This window comes from Brevibacillus antibioticus (assembly GCF_005217615.1).
Taxonomy (GTDB): Bacteria; Bacillota; Bacilli; order Brevibacillales; family Brevibacillaceae; genus Brevibacillus; species Brevibacillus antibioticus.
In genome coordinates, this window is record NZ_SZNK01000001.1 from 3420823 (window position 1) to 3440980 (window position 20158).

The window sequence follows — 20158 nt, forward strand, 5'->3', positions numbered from 1 at the left end:
GTATTTTACGCTTCTTGGTAAGAGATAGCTGTCAATTTCGTTGTCTTTTGTTTTACTTCTTCCGGATCAACTGTAATGCGAGCAACACCCGTTTCCATCGCTGCTTTTGCTACTGCCGCAGCTACGTTTGGCGCTACACGTGGATCGAAGGCAGAAGGGATCACTTTATCCGCATTTAGCTCTTCTGGCGTGATCAGGTCTGCGATTGCATATACAGCAGCCATCTTCATTTCTTCGTTGATCTCCGTTGCACGTACATCCAAAGCGCCACGGAAGATTCCCGGGAATGCCAGTACGTTGTTTACTTGGTTCGGGAAGTCGGAACGGCCTGTACCGATTACTGCCGCACCTGCTTCTTTTGCTTCTTGCGGCATGATTTCTGGTACTGGGTTTGCCATAGCGAAAATGATCGGATCGCGGTTCATCGAACGAACCATGTCCTGTGTAACAGCGCCAGCTACGGATACACCGACGAATACGTCAGCGCCCTTCATTGCATCAGCCAGTTCACCTTGCAGCATGCTGCGGTTTGTAATTTTTGCCATTTGTTCCTTCACTGGATTCATACCGAATGGACGGCCTTCGTATACGATTCCTTTTGTATCAACCATGATTACTTCTTTCACACCCATGGAAATCAAAAGCTTCATGATCGCGATACCAGCTGCACCTGCACCGTTCGCTACTACGCGGATATCTTCCAGCTTTTTGTCAACCACGCGCAGAGCATTGATCAGACCTGCTGCTGTAACGATTGCTGTACCGTGTTGGTCATCGTGAAAAATCGGGATGTTTGTTTCGCGCTTCAGACGCTCTTCGATTTCGAAGCATGCAGGAGCTGCGATATCTTCCAAGTTCACGCCACCAAAAGTTGGCTCGAGCAGTTTTACTGTCTCTACGATTTTATCTACATCTGTCGTATTCAAGCAGATCGGGAATGCATCTACGCCTGCGAAGGATTTGAACAGAACCGCTTTCCCTTCCATTACCGGCATTGCTGCTTCTGGCCCGATATTTCCAAGACCCAATACAGCCGTCCCGTCGCTGACTACTGCAACCAGATTGCCTTTCATCGTGTAATCGTACACTTTGGACTTGTCATCAAAAATATCTTTGCAAGGTTCAGCAACCCCTGGAGAATAGGCAAGACTCAGGTCGTAAGCATTGCGAACGGGTACCTTGGTCACTGCCTCCAATTTTCCTTGATGTTTTCTGTGAAGCTCCAGTGCTTCCTCTCTCAGGTTGGACATGCGATCCCACTCCATTTCACGATAATAGTTTCTATGATTGCTTGTAAGCAGCAAAAACGTCTGGGTTATCCAAAGTGGTCTGACCACTCATTAAGTTATGATCTCAATATAATAAAAATCTGTTCTCCTGTAAACCTGCCGAAAACGGCGAAAAAGGGAGGACATTCCTCATCCTCCCCAATTTATAGGCATTTCTTTCCGAATTACGCTGTCAGGCCCCACAATTTCTCGCGCTTGCTCCAAAAATGACTCATCTACATCTACCCAATTTGCTTCTGGCAGGCGAATTGTCTGTCTTTTTCCTTCGTAGAAGAGGATAACGGGAATCTTTCCCTTTTTTTCGACAAACAAGCGTGAAAGTTTTTGCAGCGTCGAATCGTGCTCTTGCTCTGCCGATATTTTGACAAATAATACGGTCTCGGACTTCGGCTGTGGCAGCGCTTGCGCATCCCAGAAACGAGAAGCCATGAGCTTGACCATGTCGTCCTGATGATCGACTCGGGCTTCTGCCACGACGATTTGTTCGCGCTCGAGCAGTGGCGCATACTTCGCATACACCTGGGGGAAGACGACCAGCTCTACTGGTGCTGTTTTGTCCTCTAGTGTAATAAATGCCATCGGGTCCCCTTTTTTCGTTTGGATGTGTTTGGCTTCGGTTATCATTCCGAATACTTTTACCGTTTTGTCGTGCGGCACATCCCCCAATGAAGAGATAACCGCTACTTCCGGGCGACTCGCGACATGGGCAAATTGGTCAAGTGGATGACCGGAGATGTATACCCCGATCAAATCCCGCTCCTCTTTTAATTGCTGTGTATGTGAGAGGGGCGGGATCTCGGGATATTCTGCCGGTTCGCGCAAAGGTGCCGCATCTTCTTCTCCCGCAAATAGATTGAGCTGGTTGGCGTCTCGCTCGATTCTCTTGCTGTTTGCCTTCCCTACCGCTTCATCCAGCAATAGCAAAAGCTGACTGCGATGTCCTGGTAACGAGTCCAGCGCGCCGCATAAAGTGAGCGACTCTACTACTCTGCGATTGACTAACCGCGCATCCACGCGGGCACAAAAATCAAAGACGTCACGATACGGTCTGCCTTTGCGCTCTTTCACGATCGATTCAATGGCACCGTAGCCCACATTTTTCACTGCGGCAAGACCGAAGCGAATCGCATCCTGCTCCACTGTAAAGTAGGCCAGGCTCTTATTCACGTCAGGCCCGAGCACGGTAAGCTGCAGCCGCCGCGCTTCTTCCGTGTACTCGGCAATTCTCGTTTGACTGCCAATGGACAAGGAGAGCAGCGCTGCCATGAACGCAAGCGGATAAGTTGCTTTCAAATAAGCCATCTGATAGGCAATGACCGCATAAGCAACCGAGTGGGCTTTGTTGAAGCCGTAATCGGCAAAGCGTACGATCAAATCGTAGACTTGATTACCCAGCTCTTCTCCGTACCCTTGCCGGACACAACCAGCCACGAACTTCTCCCGCTGCTCCGCCAATAGCTCCCGCTTCTTTTTCCCGACCGCTCGGCGCAAAATATCTGCCTCACCAAGGCTGAAGCCTGCCAGTGTTGAGGAAATCTGCATGATTTGCTCCTGATAAATCATAAAACCGTGCGTCTCCCGCAAAATCGGCTCGAGAACAGGATGGGCGTACTGTACTTTGCTAGTCCCGTATTTGGCGGCGATGTACTGCGGAATGATCTCCATCGGCCCCGGGCGATACAATGCCAGAACCGCAATGATGTCATCAAGGCTGCTCGGCTTTAAATCTCGTAGTACATTGCGCATCCCCGAAGATTCCAGTTGGAAAATACCGGTTGTCTCCCCACGGGAGAGCATGCGAAACGTTTTCTCATCTTCTGTCGGGAGCTTATCCAGTTCAAGCGTTATTCCCTGCTCCTGCAAATGACGCAACGTCTCCTGAATAATGGTCAAATTGCGCAAGCCGAGGAAGTCCATCTTCAACAGACCGACTTCTTCGAGAATTTCCATCGGATATTGAGTAAGCGCTAAGCCTTCATTACCCGTCTGTAATGGAACGTAATTCGTCAGCGGTTCACGCGAAATGACGACACCAGCCGCATGCGTAGAGGCGTGGCGCGGCAAGCCTTCTACGCCCCTTGCTGTTTCGATCAGTTGCGCTGCCTGTTTGTTTTCCGTGCACAACTTGCCGATATCCGGGTTGATCTGCATAGCTCGTTCAATCGTCATGCCTGGCGATTGCGGAATCATTTTGGCCACGCGATCCACGATACCCAAAGACAAGCCTAACGCCCGTCCAACGTCACGCACTGCTGCACGAGCTGCCATCGTTCCAAAGGTAATGATCTGGGCGACACGCTCATGCCCGTACTTACTCGCTACATAATGAATGACTTCGTCACGGCGCTCTACGGAAAAATCAATATCAATATCGGGCATCGTCACCCGCTCCGGGTTGAGAAAGCGTTCAAAGAGCAACTGAAAGCGAAGTGGATCGACATTCGTGATTTTCAAAACATACGCGACGAGGCTACCTGCCGCAGATCCGCGTCCAGGTCCAGTCGGTATCCCGTTTTCGTGAGCGTACCGCATGAAATCCCAAACAATCAGGAAGTAATCGGTGAAGCCCGTTCCAGTAATGATTGCCAGCTCGTGATCCAGACGCGCTTGTGCCTCTGGCGTAATCTCGCCGTATCGCTCCAGGCAGCCCTTTTCACACAGCTCACGCAAATACTGCGTCGAATCTTGTCCCTCTGCCAAGGGAAATTCCGGCAAAATATGCGTGCCAAAGGTAAGGTCCAGCTTGCACCTGTCTGCAACAGCTACCGTATTCGCTAACGCCTGGGGAGCAAAGGCAAAGAGCCCCGCCATTTCTTCGGCACTTTTCAAATAGTATTGATCCGTCTCGTAGCGAAAACGGTTTTCTTCGCCAATCGTCTTGCCTTCTTTGATCGCCAGCAAGATATCATGCTGCTGGTGATCCTCCCTGTGGATGTAGTGAACGTTGTTCGTCGCAATCAGCGGAATCCCCGTCTCCTGGCTTAGTTTCACGAGACGAGTATTCAGCCTGCGCTCCACTTCCAGTCCGTGATCAGCCAGCTCCAAGTAAAAATGCTGCTCACCAAACATTCGCTGATACGCGAGGGCTGCCTCTTTCGCAGCGTCCGCTTCTCCAGCCAGTAACAGCTTGGCTACTTCCCCTTGCTGGCAGCCGCTCAGTGCCAGGAGGCCGTCTGTATGCTTTGCCAACACCTCTTTGTTGAGTCGCGGAAGAATGTAGTTGCCGTCTGTATTCGCAATTGTCGCCAGCTTTAGGAGATTCCGGTAGCCCGTTTCGTTTTCAGCGAGAACGATCAGATGACTAGGCGGCGGTGCATTTCGCACGCGATCTTGCAGATTTCCTTCTATTACGTATAGTTCCATCCCGATAATCGGTTGGATACCTGCTTCCAGACAAGCTTTATAAAACGGGATCGCCCCGTACAGATTGGCATGGTCTGTCATCGCCAGTGCATGCATGCCTAATTCGTGGGCTCGCTTCACTAGCGCATCGATACGTGCTGCTCCATCCAGCAGACTGTACTCCGTATGAACATGCAAATGGACAAAGGAGGTCATGGTATTACCCCTCTCACTTTTCACGATTGAATCTTGCTCCCTTATATTATACCGGAAGTATAGCGCATACGGATGATAAGAACAAATGTTCCCGCTTGTATTTGACCATTATCCCCTGATTTTGGTAGGATGGGTAATACCAGAATGGCTAGAAAGGATGAATCCATCTATGTGGTCTGCCTTTTACATGACCGGTGTTCTCGCCTCCCTAGTAGCCAGTGTCTACTATAGTATCCATGCGCGCAGACGAGGCATCCATCCACTTGAATCGCGTATGTTGCTAGGGAAAATGAATGTGTCATTGGGGATACTCGTCTCTTTGTTCGGCATCCATCAGTTTACTTTTGATTCTCTCGATACGCTCCGCATTGTCGTTGCGTTGATCATGCTGATTGTAGGGGCTATGAATTTATTTTTAGGAACTCGCAATTATTTCCGTTATCGTACAGCTTGGCAGGCGGAATTGAAAAAAGGGATATAAAAAAAGGCATGGGAACAGCTTTACGTTCCGCATGCCTTTTTCATTTGGGGAGAAACATCACTGGAAATACTTTTCCTCTATTCCCAACTGTTTATCATACAAACCTGATAGATCTCTCGCTATAATAAATTTGTGTGACATTCTATTGCTTCGACAACCTGAGCGGCAGTGCCGAAGGTTGTCCTTTTTTCTGTTCAAGTCGGCAGGAAAAAATCCCCATTATTACAGTTCCTCGGCTTTTGCCCACATTTCCTCTGGGTTCAGCTCGTAGATCCCCTCTTCTCGATACATATAATGATTCATAATGAATTCCCGGCGAATCGTAGCGTAATCCTCATGGAACTGACGGATATACTCGTTGATCTCCGGTTCTTTGTACTTGCGCCCTTTTTCTAAACCGCGCACCATGTATTCAAAGACGATCAGCTTTTTCTTACGCTGGGACGGGATTTGTTTCAGCTTGCCATCTGGAGTAATGAAGCTGCGAATAACCTGCATTTTTTCGGCTGCCATCTGGTGCCTCCTCTGAACATGTAAGGTGTCTTCTGCAAATAACTCCTCTACTGACGTATCCCTTGCTTTTTCCATGACATTCACGATTGCCTGCGACTGTCGTTTTACATTTGCATCATGCAAATAGAAATAGATGGTGTTTTTATCACGACGCTCGTAAACGACCCCTGCATCTCGAAGCTTTGCCATATGATGTGTGATGGTCGGAGGTGTCACGCCGAGCTTGCCTGCCAACGCCTGTCCATGCAGTGGACCATTTGCCAAAATCGCGAGAATACGCACGCGCGTGGGGTCTCCGAGTGCCTTGTAAAAGGTGACGAGTTGATCTAGTTGCAAGTGGGACACTCCTTTCTTCGTTTACTCATTCTAATTAGATGATATCCTAATTAGATGATAAGTTACATTCCTTACCCTGTCAATTCATGGGTGACAAAGCTCCATGAAAAAAGGAAACCGCGTCCAAATTAGTCATCCCAGTGCTGGTTGGCCCCATTCATAAGTCTCATCGCAAACTCAACTTCTCGATATTCGTACGCACTTACATGCTATTGCGGTAATGGAGCGGACTTACGCTATATTTTTTTCTAAATGCCCTCTCAAATGTGCTTACACTGCCAAAGCCCGCTTCAAAGGCGATGGCCGTAACGGCGAGCTTACTGTGTCGGAGCAACCAGGCCGCCCGGGTTACACGCTGATCTGTCACATATTGCGCAGGGGTGCGACCAATCTGCTCACGGAATAGACGAATCAGATGAAATTTGCTGATACCCGCAACCCCCGCCAGTGTATCCAGTGAACAATCTACGGTTATATCATCCTGGATCAAATCAGTCACCCTTTTCAGGACAGGATGAATCGATACAGGGATGGCGGGATAAGCGGCTAGATGCTTGCCCCGCCATTTTTGCGTGTGTGATCCTTCCTGCACGGTTAACAGCAGGCTGGCCAACTCCCATTCTAGCTGTTCAAGCGCAAGCTTTTCCATCTGCTGTGTAATCATTTGTGTACAGACTGTTTCCGCGATTCTTTGAAAATCATCCGTTTCATCCTCCGACCATGGGACAAATTCAATCGGTCCACTAACAGCTTCCATTTTGTCAGCATAGACGCTCTCCAGAAGGCTTGGGCTGAGAAAGAAGAGCATCAACCGCATAGCCTCAGCTTCAGAAAAATGACGGTGCTGACACCCAGGGGATGCAACCAGACGCTGACGTCCTGCCAACTTGCGAAATTGCTGTTCACATTGGACCAGCGGATTGCCCTGAAGCAACATGCTGATTTGAAAACAACTATCATGCTGATGTAGCTCATCAGAACCGCCTGCCTCTATCTGATAGATGGTAATAGCGCTGTTCACAATCTTCAAGGATAACGGCTTGGTAATCTGGCTCATCATTCTCATCCCCACCTTCCGATGTCAATAATTGCTCATCCTAACAGCAAAATTTGCCGGGCTTTTTTTCCTGATCCCTCTACAATCAACCTATGTGTTTTGCCTAGAGCACTTGGAGGGATCAGCTATGAAATTTCATTTGTTTGCCAACCCGAATTTCTCATTGTTTTTGTTTCGCCATTCTACCAGCGAGTTTGGAACGATCTGCATGAGCGTTGCCTTTGCCCTGTACATCCTGGCACTCACAGGATCAGCAGGAAAATTTGCTTCCATACTGGCGCTGGGGGTAATCCCGCAAATCCTGCTCGGTCCATTTGCAGGTGTATGGGCTGATCGACTGGACAAGCGAAAGCTGCTTTGCAGCATCGATCTCATTTACGGTATTTTTCTGCTGTCGCTGTTCTTTTTCTCGCTGTTTCAGCCCATCAAAGAAACGATGATTTATGTGGCCGTTCTATTTTTTTCTGTATGCAATCTACTGGCAGTTCCCGCGTATACTACACTCTTGCAGCATGTGGTGAAGAAAACAGAATTGACTGACGCTATCGCTCTGGATAGTACTGTCGTGGAGAGCGTTCGTGTCCTTGCTCCACTCATTGGCACACTACTGTATACTATGAGCGGAATTGGAGCCGTCTTTTTACTAAACGCGGTACTTTCCTTGAGCTCAGCAGCATCCACGTATTTCATGAAGCTTCCTTCGATTCCAAGAGCATCCAGTTCTTCTTCGATTATAAAGGAACTACAGGAAGGTTTACAGATTTTCACCACAGATCTTCGAATTAGTTCACTTGTACTGAACGGTCTTTTTACCCATATCTTTCTCTTTCCTTTTGTCATGATTGGCTTCCCGTACATGATCAAACAGGTATTTGGTGGATCGGACATCGATTTCGGACTGGTCGAAAGTGCACAAACTATGGGCTCCGTCTGCTCGATTATTGGGGTGATCCTTTTAAAGAAACGCTTTTCCGTCTCCCATAGTATTGGTATCGGTCTGATCGGGATCGTTGCAGCGGTCTTTCCCCTACTGCTCTTGGGCAGTAATTCTTTTTTAGAGCTCTTGCAAACCTCTCCGTTTGCCGTAGTCCTATTTTATTCATTGGTAAGCTATTTTCTGTTTTCCATGTTCAATATCTACGGTGTATTTTTCCGTACCTTCTATCAGCAAACCATCGAATCACATATGCTGGGACGGTTTATTTCCGTCATGGTCATGCTGTTTGCTGTGGGCAGGCTGATCGGTTTTCAACTATACGGAGCGCTATTCGACTCAATTGAATTGGTTTATGCAGTATTTGTTTTGGGCGTAGGCATGCTGGCTAAAATCTTCATTCACATCCCTTTTCTGCGCATGGAAAAAAGAAGGCGCGCCTCTTGCCCCAACTCAACCGCAGAAAATGAATGACGGTTTATAATTGCTTACCGACTAAAAGAAAGGAACAGTCCATAAAAGACTGTTCCTTTCTTTTAACGCTCAATAATTTGCGCAGTAATCATGGCCTGCCCCACGAGCTGTTCGCCGTGGAATACGGATACTTCGACTTTTCCGAAGCGTCGGCTGATATCTAAAAGTCGCGGCTTTACTTCGATATGACTTTCCATCTGGACTGGCTTTAGGAAATAGACGGTGATATTTTCCGGTACCATGTCACCTCGACGATGGTGGCGCAGCAGGTTACAAGCAGCCTCGACCATGACCGTCGTCATGATTCCGCTGGCAATCGTACCGAGATGGTTGGTCATTTGAGGGCTCACATCCCCCAGATAGACCATCTCATCTGCCTGACGCTCCTCACGGAAATGCGACATGATCAGATTCGGGAATGTTTCACTCATCTGTGGTTGCTTCGCGGTAAATTGCAGCGCTTTTAACACGTCGTTGCGGCTCAAGACCCCTACGAGCTTGCGATGATTGTCTACGACAGGCAATAGCTCGATTCCTTCCCACACCATGGTGTGCGCAGATGAAGCTACGGATACCCGCGGCGAGGTCGTGATCGGGTTCTTCGTCATGACCTTGTCGATCATTGCAGTCTCTTCATGGCCGATGATGTCTTTGGAGGTAACAATCCCGATCAGTCGCATCTGCTCATCAACAACGGGGAATCTCGTGTCCTGATATAACTCCGTATACTGGTGCCACTTGGCAACAGAATCTGATGTCAATAAGACAGGCGTTTCTGCAAGCGGCTTCAAAATATCCTCTACCATTACGATTTCTTTTTTGATCAGGCGATCGTAAATGGCACGGTTAATCATCGAAGCTACCGTAAAGGAGTCGTAGCTGGAGGAGATGATTGGCAGCGCTAAGCGGTCAGCCAGCTGCTTGATTTCCTCGCTTGTATCGAATCCCCCGGTAATTAATACAGCAGCCCCTTGCTGCAAAGCGATTTTATGCGCCTGATAGCGGTTACCGACAATCAAGAGACTCCCGGCATCGATATAGCGCATCATGGCTTCGAGCTGCATGGCCCCTATTACAAATTTATTCAAGGTCTTGTGTAAGCCTTCACGTCCAGCTTGCACATGACCATCGACGATGTTCACAACCTCCGCAAAGGTCAAACGTTCAATATTTTCCTTTTGCTTCTTCTCGATTCTCACCGTACCGACACGCTCAATCGTGCTGACGTATCCTTGCGTTTCCGCTTCCTTGATCGCGCGGTATGCAGTCCCTTCACTCACATCCAGGTCTTTCGCGATCTGCCGCACGGAAATCTTCGAACCGATCGGAAGGCGATCAATATGTTGCAAGATTTGTTCATGCTTCGTTGCCATATTGCTATTCCCCCTTCCTTTTCTCCCACCCGTTCTATGTACGTGCGCTCCTTCGACCAATATACCCGAAGGCGGGGCAAAAAAAAAGGGTAGCTTTTTCGAAAGCTACCGACCAGAAAGTATATCATTAAGGGGGTTTTCATCGTGCTTTTATCATACCCAAGGAATATTACAGGATTATTACAACACAGTTACAGTTTCTTTTCAGTTTTGTTTAACTGAGTAAATTTGCCAATATACCTTGGACAAGCCCAATAATCCCGCCAAGGATAAATCCGAGCACGGTAATCATGCGGAATTCCTTGCCTGAGATCCCGACGACCATCTCCTCAATTCTTTCAATCGGGAAACCCTCTACTTGCCGGGTAACAATATCCCGGATGGCTAGGCGCGAAAATATTCTCTCTATGTTTTGTTGCAGCGTATCCACCATCCATTTGGCCAAACGGGGAACGAGTTCCGTTGTCACCGTCTCAGAAATAGGCGCTGTCAAACGAGACAAAGGCTCATCCACGATGCGCAAGCTTTGCTCCTCCAGCTTGGCAAAAAGCGTCCGCGCCCAGTCGTCCACTTGATCTCGTCCAATCCAGGCAACCACTTCTCCCACATTTTTGTCCAAGAGCTTGTCCGCTTCCTTATGCAAAAAGTAGTGGACGCGTTCCGAAAGCTCTCTGCTTTGCAAAAGCTCATCGAGATACGGGAGAATCTTGCCCAAAATCTTGTCATCCCCAAGAAACATCCCGACCAAGCCACCAAACATGCCTCCGCCTCCACCGAGCAATCCGCGAACCATGTTTTGCAAGGTTTGCTGGCCTTCCGGGGAATGCAAATATTCACGGAAACGTTTCAAGAGTAGTTCGCTCACACTGCCAAGTGCAGCATCCAGACGCTCGCGTCCGTTGTCCGTAACCAACTCTCGCAGTTTTTTCTCCTCATATTGTGTCAGAACCTGTTCGACAAAGGCGCCCCATTTCGCCTCGATAGGCGCACGAACACCCTCACTCCACGTTCCGTCTTCCTTAAATAACTGTGGCATCACCGTGAGCAATGCTTGACGTAGTGTACGCTCATCTGTCATCCAGTCGCGAGCGAAGGTGTTCATCCATCCCGTCAGTGTGCTCTCCAAACCACTTTGGTTCAGCGCACGCTTGACCCCCTCTGTCGTCAGCAAATGTTCTTCGACAAGTCTGCCCATTTGTATTGCGATATCGTCCCGTCTTCTTGGGATTAATCCCGGAGTAAAAGGCACTTTCCATCTGCCTATATACCACGGTTTTACTGGTTTAAACAGCATTCGGATGGCTAACTCATTCGTCACGCCACCGATGACAGAGCCTACTGCAATGTTCACTAATAATATCCAAGTGTTCATAAATACTAACAACCTCTCTTCTCTACATGGCACCAAACGTTTTGGATGCTCATACCATAGACTAACTTTGCCTGATGGGAAGGGGATACTCATGTCCTACATTCCAACAATCGTTGTCGAAAACGAGATAATATCGGAAGTAGACCTTTACCTGCCCCAGGCGCACTTGCGCAAATGGAATCTTTCAACACCGTCCACCATTGCGGTCCAATTTGGGAGCAAAACCGTTTCCACACGCGTAGGCGGTTGGGAACGGGGAGGCAAAACCTCGGGTAAAACCTTCATTCGACCATCTTTAGCTCAATCACTTTATCTGCCCAGGGGCGTTCCACTCTTAGTCCGTTATGATGCGAGTCAGAAAACAATCGTTTTCGGGCCGTATGTAGGTGTTCTTGTTTCAAGCTATAATGCAGCGCTCTCGGCACCGTTTGGACATCTAAACTCTTTCTTTCAGGAGATGTCCGATATCACCCGTAAACGCGGAGGAATCCTTTGCGTATTTCGGCTTCAGGATGTCAACTGGGATGCAGGAATCGTACGCGGCCTCGTTCGAAAAGGCGGCGTCTGGAGACAAACTGTACTTCCGCTTCCACAATGCATTTACAACCGGCTCGTATCCCGCCAACGCGAACGAAGTGAACAGATGGCCAACTGGGTTCAACGCTGCAAGGACGCTTCCATTCCCTTTTTTAACGAGCGTTTTTTGAATAAGTGGCATGTACACGCCGCTCTCGAGAATCAACCGACAGCCTCCGAACATCTTCCCAGCATGGTTCGCTATCTGAATCAGGAAGACCTGCGGCAAATGCTATCTACCTATCGCACTATTTATGCAAAACCAGCTAACGGCAGCATGGGGCGCGGGATCATTCGAGTTCGAAGTTCGCCCGTGGGATACCAGCTCGCGTTCCCCGGAGGATTGCGCAAATCATTTGCTAGCATTCAGGGCTTACATCAGTATTTGCAAAAAAGGACAAAGGGCACATCCTATTTGCTGCAGCAAGGGTTACCGTTAATCGGCATCCAAGGACGACCGACAGATTTTCGTGTATTAGTACAAAAAGACCGAAAAGGCGAATGGTCCGTCACTTCCATGGTCGCTCGCCTGGGATTAAATCGCATTGTTTCCAATATATCCAGAGGCGGGCAGATGATGACTCCCCTTCAAGCGCTGCGAGTTTGTGGTCCACGGGTGAGCGCGATTCGACCATCGCCCCAAACGTTAAACGCAGTAGCACTTAAGCTCGCGATCCTTTTAGAAGAATCACTGCCTGGGCAGTACGCAGAATTCGGAATTGATCTGGGAGTCGATGTCCATGGACAGGTGTGGCTATTGGAGGTCAACAGCAAGCCATCCAAGTCAGCCAAAACAGTTCCATTGCCTGAGGGTGCCGAAGAGCTGCCTCGGCGTGCACGCCCTTCTGTCATTCGCATGCTGGATTATTCCGCCTTTCTAAGCGGTTTTCCCCGGACCATTCAGCCAAAAAAGACGATAAAAAGAAGGCCGAAGCGCAACAAAAACAGGCGAAGGTGACTTACATGACAGCAACCGCGAGAAGTCTTGGTATCATGGCCCGGTGCCAAGGCTCCCACTTTGTAGACAAAGGGTACTATAAAAAGCTTACGCTCTATGGACGCAAGCACGGCATTCGCGTCTTCGTTTTTTCACCACGTAAGGTTAACTTTTCCAGCCGTATCGTAAAAGGCTTCGAATATCGCAATGGATCCTGGCACGAGAAAGATTTCCCAATCCCCGCCTTTATTTATGATCGTTGCTTTGTAGGCCCATCTTATCGCCACTATAAACCATTTGTGGAAAAGTTGCAAAACGATCGCAACATTACGTTTTTGGGGCATGGTCTGTCTGGAAAATGGCAGGTACACCAGATGCTCGCGAAGTCTCCTCTCCTCGCCCCGCTGCTACCACCTACTGAAATATTCTCATACCCTGTGCTCCATGCCACCTTGGAAAAATACGGGGCAGCCATCATTAAGCCGATGGCGGGAACTCACGGTATTGGCGTCGTGAGAATCAAAGAAATGCGCACAGGCTATGAAGCTTCTGGACGAAATCGAGAAAATAAACCTTTCACCAGGCGAATTCGTGACACTGCTGGATTAAAAAGTTTTGTCTCTGTCTTTACTGCCGGCCGCAAGTTCCTGGTACAGCCCTATTTGGAGTTGCATACCCCGGATGGTACCCCATTCGATGTCCGTGTTCTGGTTCAAAAAAACGGGCTAGGTAAATGGGGGACAACTGGCAAAGCTGTGCGCCTGGGAGACAAACGCAGTATCACCTCCAATTTGCACGGAGGAGGGAAAGCTACACCTCTGGCCTCTTTCCTGCCCCTTCACTTCACATCCGCAAAAGCGGCACGCATCGAGCAAACAATCAACCGAGTGGCGGAAGAACTTCCCCGTTTTTTGGAAGAGTCACACGGCAGACTCGTTGAGCTGGGAATCGATATTGGCATCGACACCGCAGGTAATGTTTGGATCATCGAGGTAAACAGCAGACCAGGGCGAAACGTTTTTCGCATGATTGACGACCCAACTGCACAACTGCATTCGATTACTCAGCCTGTTCGCTACGCCCACTATCTCATGAAAGAGCGTGTAGGAGGTTAAAGCATGGAAACGTTCAGAATGCGGCTTCGCTTCCTTTCCAACCCCCGTATCAGTGGGATTATCCTGCCAGCTACTCTCTTCCAACAGCTCCAGCTACGGCAACGCCAAAAAATTAAAGTCTTACTGGGTAAAAAGGAAGTAGTCGCAACTGTCTTACAAGATAAACGCAATCCGGATGCGAACGTCATGAAAGTGACGACGCTCTTGCAAACGGAGCTGGGCATTCCTCATCCTGGCTTGATCCAGCTCAAACTAGAGGGCTCCGCACTCCGGATCGGTCCTTCCATCGGGATCGTTACAACTGGCATCAGACGCGATCCCAAGCAGCCAATCGGCTCACGCACCTCGTTTTTTTACAATCTGTTACAAGCGCAAGAAGGGAAAGGCGTCTTCTACTATATATTTTCCCCAACCGATGTGGACTGGGAGTCCAATACGGTCAAAGCGTGGTTTTTGCGCAGAAGTAAGTCTGGCGGCTACTTTTGGAAAAAACACGTTACCGCCATGCCCGATGTCGTCTATGATCGTATTCCCTCTCGTTCAGCAGAAAAACATGAAGCCGTTCAGGAATTCAAGTATCGACTCGCCAGTTACCCCAATTTACCGATGTTCAATCAGGGCTTTTTTAACAAATGGGGCGTGCACCAGCTGCTGTACCCGAATCCAGAAGTGAATGAGCATATCCCGGAGACTTACACCTCTCCTTCTCTTACAACGGTTCGAAACTTGCTGCGTAAATACCCTATCGTTTATTTGAAGCCCAAAAATGGAAGTCTCGGGTACGGTATTGTCAAAGTTGTTCGCCAGGCAGGCGGTGGCTTTACTGCCTCCTATCATACAAGCAGCGGCAATGTAAAAAGACAATTCTCCAAGCTGTCCAGCCTTTATCAGCATGTCTTCCGCAGTCGTCGCGTCAGTGCGTATCTGGCACAACAGGGCATTTCGCTCATGACATTCCATGGACGTCCGTTTGATTTCCGTGTTCACTTGCATAAAAATCAGCAAAACGAGTGGGTCGTCTCTTGCACGGCTGCCAAGGTTGCCGGTTCTGGCAGCGTAACTACCCACGTACGCACAGGTGGTACTGTCATTCCCGGCGATGACCTGTTGCAGCATCTGTTTGGCAGACAAAAAGCCCTCATGACCCAGCGCGTTTCCGACGCGTCGATCCGACTCGCTACCGCGATTGAACTGGCAAAAGGAATTGATCTAGGAGAATTGGGGCTGGACATGGGAATTGATACGCAAGGCCATGTCTGGATGTTCGAAGCGAATTCCAAGCCCGGCCGTTCCATATTCAAGCACGCCCGACTCAAGCAGGCTGATCACGAATCCCGCAAGCTGCTCGTCGATTATAGCTGTTACTTGGCCAATTTCTAGTCGCACGCGATCTGTACCGTTTTTCAGGAAGGAGGAACACCATGCTTCAGCAGCGCTCCGGGTGGCTGACGATCCTCCCTAGCGGTAGATGGTTCGTACAGTTACCACGGCTAGTCTTTAAACGCTCGCCAAAGCCACTGGTCGCCAGTCTCGGTCCCTTTTCTCATACGAAACGGATATACGCTGGTTTACCCCGCGTGCAAGCAAGCCGTATTCGTACACGCATTAACTGGAAAATGGCGGGCGACTCCCTGAAGCTTGGCCCATTATTTGGCATATTGACCGTTGGTGAAGGGGCAACATTTTTAGGAAATCGCGAGAACTTCAAGGATATTACTCAATCGGGAAAGCAATGGGGTGCACTCGTATATGTGTTCACTCCACAAGGAATCAATTGGGAGAAGAAAAAGGTGCGCGGCTATTTGTACAACAATCGTCTAAACTCGTGGCAAGAGGTGATTCTACCTTTCCCCCATGTGGTTTACAACCGAATTCCGACGAGAAAAGCAGAACGGCGACCGGAAGTCCGGAGAGCATTGAACCGTATTCATGAGATGCCAAATGTCACATTGTTTAATCGCGGCTTTTTTGACAAGCAACAGCTGTTTACGATGCTTGAGTCCCACCTGGAAGTGCAAGCTTTTTTACCGGAGACGAAACAGCTGGACACCTTGGCTCACTTTCGAAGCTTTTGCACAAAACATCGCTTTGTCTACTTGAAACCTGTGCGCGGTAAAGCTGGTCAGGGAATTATGCGCATTGATTTCAAAAACGATAAGTGGTTCCTGCAACGGTTAAAGGAGCAAAAGGCCATTACTCGCCGCTTTTCCAATTTGAATGACGTGTGGAAGCATATTAGACTTCATGTCAAACAGCAAAAGTACATTATGCAGCAAGGCATCCGTCGTGCCCATTACAACGGCAAACCTTTTGATGTGCGCGTCCTCGTACAAAAAGATGGCGAGGGCGAGTGGAGCGTAACAGGAATTGGCATCAGAAGGTCTGGCTCACAAAGCATCACCACTCATGTGCCACGCGGCGGCTCGATCCACTCGTTATCAACCGTTATGCAAGCCTTGTATAAAAATAATCACGAGCAAATGGAAAGACACATTCACGATACGGCGCTTGCCATCGCACGGTCTTTAAATGCAGAATGGACGGATTTGGCTGAGATGTCGATGGACCTTGGCTTAACAGAAGAAGGAAAGCTATGGCTCTTTGAAGCGAATGCAAAGCCGGAGAAATTCGATGAACCATCGATTCGACGATTATCGTTAGCGAATTTGATCCACTACGCACAGCATGTCTCCCACTTGCAAAGCAAGCAAGGGAATGCCGCCGGATAAGGGAGTCGAACAGCACTAGCTGATTCACAGACGACCTTGGTGCGATTTGCCCGTCAGGAAGGGGAACGGCGCATCACCCAATGAACGACTGGCTGACGCGATTGACCCCAGGCTGTTGGCTCATAATGGGTCAATCCTTCCTGGTTGTAGATAAACGCTACCGCAATAAGTGAATCGGCATGCTGGCTATACGTGCGGGTAGCACTGAACAATGAGGCAAGTCACACGATTTGATCTAAAGGAACATGCCGTTTAGACTCCGGCATGTTTTTTTCGATTTTGAATGCATGTCCTGATCAACCTTGGAAAAAATACTCCATGGAGGTGGTCTTAACCATGACCTACACAAATAACAATATGATGCAATCCCAGCAACAACCGCAATTTTTTGGAGCAGTAGGCCCTGCAGGTTCGATGTTCCAACCAGGCTTCGCCGGAACCAACGTACAAGAAGTACAATATTGGAACCAAGGCGGCCATGCACAATCGCTCGGAACTCCTTCATTAGGGATGTCTTCCGGTGGGGCGCAAGCGATTTTTTCCCCAGGTTTTGCCAATACGAATGTCCAAGAAGTGAGACAGCTAAATAACACTGGCTATCCACAACAACAACAGCAACAGCATTTCGGCTATGCACAAGGCCAGCAAGCTGGCTACATACAAGCACAGCCTTCTTATCAGCAATCGGTTGGACAAGGCTCTATTTTCTCTCCGGGCTTTGCCGGCACGAATGTTCAAGAGGTTCAAGCCCGCAATCATAGCGGCTACGGAGGACAACCTGGCTATACGAATCAAGCAGCGTATCCGCCAGCGATGACTGGCAGTATTTTTTCGCCTGGCTTTGCCAATACCAATGTCCAGGAAGTTCGCCAGTTGAATAACACTGGCTATGGCATGCATGCGCAGCAAGGTCAGCTGCAACAATCTCAGCTGCAACCACAGGCATATGCCAATCAGTCGTACAGCAATCAGGCTGGCGTAGGAGCACAATCGGTCTTCTCTCCTGGCTTTGCAGGAACGAATACACAAGAGGTTCGCCAATTGAACACCCCAGGCCAAATGGCTCCTCACACAGGCTCCATTTTTCCTGGCACTTTCTAAATGAGAAAAGCGTGACCATCCATTGCGACGGTCACGCTTTTTATTATGGAAGATGGTTCAGCGGTCTACATTTTCCCAAATCTCCTGATACACGACGTGCAAATCTTGCAAACTCTGTTCATCCACTGTAAAAATGATGCTGCCAAACACGTAGGCATCCTTCTGCACGCAGGACCATCCATCCCCGGCTGATTGAAACTGCGCCTCCACACACGCTTCCGTCTGCTCCAGTAGTTGCCGTACCGCCACATGCTTTTCCAACGATGGTCGATATTTTTCCACCACTTGCGCAAGACGTTCATCCTGACGAGCCAACCGATACAGGGCAAGCTCTATCTGGAGCCAGCAGGTCACATAAAAATGGAACTCCAAAAATAGTGTGTGTACGACTGCACGGATTTTGTCATGGTCACCAGCTTCCAAGGCTGCACGTGCTTCCTGCTTTTTCTCCTGAATCAGGTCAAAATGACTGACTGCTCCACGGTAAAACTTGCGCACCACGTTGTACAACATCTCAGGCGTACGCTGTGGAAGATTTCGATGTCGGTTTGGCACATCTCGCATGGCTTGTTCTCCTCTTTCCGACGCTCGGTTTCTTCTATTGTACAACAATGGTTCACGATGCTGGCAGCCTACTCTTTCCCGTTTTTCCAGTAGTCATAGGCATGAATGGCGAGCCCCCAATAAGAGGAGTACCGATCCAGCGCTTTTGTCACCAGATCCAGCTGCCGCTCCATTTCGCCCATGCCTTCCTCGTAAAAGCTGATCCCGTTCCCTTCGTGGCTCTCTTTCGTCTCCACGGTGACGACCAGCTTTTTCTGGAGACTTTCTGCGTACTTCATCTGATTCTCAACCAAGCCGATGATGCTAGGAGCACGATCGCGAAAGGCCATCAAGGTCGTATGATCAAGCTGTTTGATCATCCAATGCGAAAACGGCAATTCGGGCTGACCCGGAGTCGGTGTCTTGTCCAGCCATGCAGCGAGATCGACGCTCGCTTCCAAGGAAGCATCTTTTTTGGTCTCCTCGACAAATGCTTCGATGTTGCCCATCCACTGGCGCAAGACTTCCTCTTTATCCTCGCGCCAGACAGGAAGGACATACGGCTCAATGTCTAAGTGAATGCCGTGAAACTGCTCTTCTATCGAGACCGCCTCATTATAGGCTTTCACCCAATTCACGAGCTTATTGATCTTGCCCCGACACTCAGACAGAGCCCAAATCGGATGACCGCCCATCGCATGAACCTCGATACCCGCTTCACGAGCCTCTCTCACGAAATCACGATAATAGGAAGTCGGCAGCTCCAAATCTAGACGAACATAGAGGAGATTCACCCTGTTTTGTTCCGCAAAGGAGAGAATTTCCTCCTTTTCCGTGCCAATCAATTCTGCACGCCATATGTAGGTGCCTTTGTAACGTTGCTTCGTTGTCGGGGGCAGTGGAGCCGCCTCCTTCCAGTAGCGATAATCGTGGATCGCGACACCGGAGAAGGATGGATGCTGTGCCATATGTGCAGGCAATCGCTCTATTTGCTGGTTCATGAGAGCCAGGCCTTCCTCTGCAAAAGAAGCGTGGTCTTCAGCAAGCGGCTTCATATTCACAGCGACCAAGACACGTGTCTCTAATTCATCCGCTTCCTTCATTTCCTGATCAATCAAATTCAGGATGCCGTTTTGACCTGACAGTGTGTCACGATACGCCATGATACATACCGTATCAAACTGACCTATCATCCATTTGGACAGAGACATCTCCTCTTGTCCCGGAATAGGAATATCGTCCAGCCAAAATGGAATGGCTGCACTGGCAACCAAATCCCCATCTTTTGACACCTCGGCTGTGAACGCCTGCACATTGGCTTGCCATTCACGGATAATCCGCTTCTGATCAGTCTCCCAAAATGGCAGAAGATACGGCTCGATGTCTAACTGAATCCCGCGAATTCGCTCATTTTTCTGCGCTTCACGGTTGTAGCTTTTTACCCAGTGGACGATGTTCATCATCCGCTTTTCATTGCTTTTGAGCGCCCATGCTGGATGACCGGCTACCGCATGAACCTCGATCCCCATCTCTGTCGCTTCGCCGATAAAATCGCGATAGTATTCATAGAGCTTGTTCATTTCGATTCGCAAGTAGACGAGATTAATATCGTTACTTTTGCAGAAATCGAGAATCTCTTGTTTCTCTCTCCCGATCATTTCGGATTGCCAGATCCATGTTGCTTTACTCTTCTTCTCCGCGGGGGAAAAGCCGAACAGAAAGCCGACCGTCAGGCAGAGAACACTCAAATAGATGCGCGCAGCTTTCATT

15 protein-coding genes are annotated in these 20158 nt (G+C 49.0%); 7 read left to right on the plus strand and 8 right to left on the minus strand.

Translation table 11 applies throughout. From position 1 onward, the window contains the following. Positions 1-5 precede the first annotated feature (5 nt). Together ystJ and E8L90_RS15950 are read right to left on the minus strand one after the other, a co-directional pair. The gene (ystJ, locus tag E8L90_RS15945) at positions 6-1250 is read right to left on the minus strand and encodes an NADP-dependent malic enzyme (RefSeq protein WP_137030247.1); all 1245 of its coding nucleotides are present in this window, start codon (positions 1248-1250) and stop codon (positions 6-8) included. A 168-nt stretch (positions 1251-1418) separates the two neighbouring features. Beyond that, complete coding sequence (locus E8L90_RS15950; protein WP_137030248.1) at positions 1419-4847, minus strand: DNA polymerase III subunit alpha; 3429 nt, start codon at positions 4845-4847, stop codon at positions 1419-1421. Between the two features lie 169 nt (positions 4848-5016). On the opposite strand from E8L90_RS15950, the gene E8L90_RS15955 reads away from it, so the two are divergent. After that, entirely contained in the window at positions 5017-5328 is a 312-nt protein-coding gene (locus tag E8L90_RS15955; RefSeq protein ID WP_137033471.1) for a YtpI family protein, read from the plus strand. Between the two features lie 222 nt (positions 5329-5550). Here E8L90_RS15955 and E8L90_RS15960 read toward each other — a convergent pair whose 3' ends face one another. Together E8L90_RS15960 and E8L90_RS15965 are read right to left on the minus strand one after the other, a co-directional pair. Then, the gene (locus tag E8L90_RS15960; RefSeq protein WP_137030249.1) at positions 5551-6177 is read right to left on the minus strand and encodes a DUF2087 domain-containing protein; all 627 of its coding nucleotides are present in this window, start codon (positions 6175-6177) and stop codon (positions 5551-5553) included. 202 nt (positions 6178-6379) lie between these two features. Then, positions 6380-7237 carry an AraC family transcriptional regulator gene (locus E8L90_RS15965; RefSeq protein ID WP_137030250.1) on the minus strand — a complete coding sequence of 286 codons (858 nt, stop codon included), beginning with the start codon at positions 7235-7237 and terminating at the stop codon, positions 6380-6382. 124 nt (positions 7238-7361) lie between these two features. Here E8L90_RS15965 and E8L90_RS15970 point away from each other — a divergent pair, with 124 nt between their 5' ends. After that, complete coding sequence (locus E8L90_RS15970; protein ID WP_244297249.1) at positions 7362-8642, plus strand: MFS transporter; 1281 nt, start codon at positions 7362-7364, stop codon at positions 8640-8642. Positions 8643-8704: 62 nt separating this feature from the next. On the opposite strand, the gene E8L90_RS15975 is transcribed toward E8L90_RS15970, so the two are convergent. Both E8L90_RS15975 and E8L90_RS15980 read right to left on the minus strand, forming a co-directional pair. Continuing rightward, entirely contained in the window at positions 8705-10015 is a 1311-nt protein-coding gene (locus E8L90_RS15975) for a DRTGG domain-containing protein (RefSeq protein ID WP_137030251.1), read from the minus strand. Positions 10016-10229: 214 nt separating this feature from the next. Beyond that, entirely contained in the window at positions 10230-11387 is a 1158-nt protein-coding gene (locus E8L90_RS15980; protein ID WP_137030252.1) for a DUF445 domain-containing protein, read from the minus strand. A gap of 91 nt (positions 11388-11478) precedes the next feature. Between E8L90_RS15980 and E8L90_RS15985 the strand changes: the two genes are divergently transcribed. The 5 genes from E8L90_RS15985 (at position 11479) to E8L90_RS16010 (ending at position 17845) form a co-directional block, all read left to right on the plus strand. Beyond that, positions 11479-12921 (plus strand): YheC/YheD family endospore coat-associated protein, encoded by a 1443-nt coding sequence (locus E8L90_RS15985; RefSeq protein ID WP_137030253.1) that lies wholly within the window; start codon positions 11479-11481, stop codon positions 12919-12921. Positions 12922-12926: 5 nt separating this feature from the next. Further along, positions 12927-14015, plus strand: coding sequence for a YheC/YheD family endospore coat-associated protein (locus E8L90_RS15990; RefSeq protein WP_137033473.1), 1089 nt, complete (start codon positions 12927-12929; stop codon positions 14013-14015). Positions 14016-14018: 3 nt separating this feature from the next. After that, positions 14019-15395, plus strand: coding sequence for a YheC/YheD family endospore coat-associated protein (locus E8L90_RS15995; RefSeq protein WP_137030254.1), 1377 nt, complete (start codon positions 14019-14021; stop codon positions 15393-15395). 41 nt (positions 15396-15436) lie between these two features. Continuing rightward, positions 15437-16744, plus strand: coding sequence for a YheC/YheD family endospore coat-associated protein (locus E8L90_RS16000; RefSeq protein ID WP_137030255.1), 1308 nt, complete (start codon positions 15437-15439; stop codon positions 16742-16744). Between the two features lie 336 nt (positions 16745-17080). Beyond that, complete coding sequence (locus E8L90_RS16010; RefSeq protein WP_137030256.1) at positions 17081-17845, plus strand: hypothetical protein; 765 nt, start codon at positions 17081-17083, stop codon at positions 17843-17845. A gap of 57 nt (positions 17846-17902) precedes the next feature. Here E8L90_RS16010 and E8L90_RS16015 read toward each other — a convergent pair whose 3' ends face one another. Both E8L90_RS16015 and E8L90_RS16020 read right to left on the minus strand, forming a co-directional pair. After that, the gene (locus E8L90_RS16015; RefSeq protein ID WP_137030257.1) at positions 17903-18409 is read right to left on the minus strand and encodes a hypothetical protein; all 507 of its coding nucleotides are present in this window, start codon (positions 18407-18409) and stop codon (positions 17903-17905) included. A 68-nt stretch (positions 18410-18477) separates the two neighbouring features. Then, on the minus strand, positions 18478-20157 hold the full coding sequence (locus E8L90_RS16020; RefSeq protein ID WP_137030258.1) for a hypothetical protein: 1680 nt from the start codon (positions 20155-20157) through the stop codon (positions 18478-18480). Between the last annotated feature and the right edge of the window lies 1 nt (position 20158).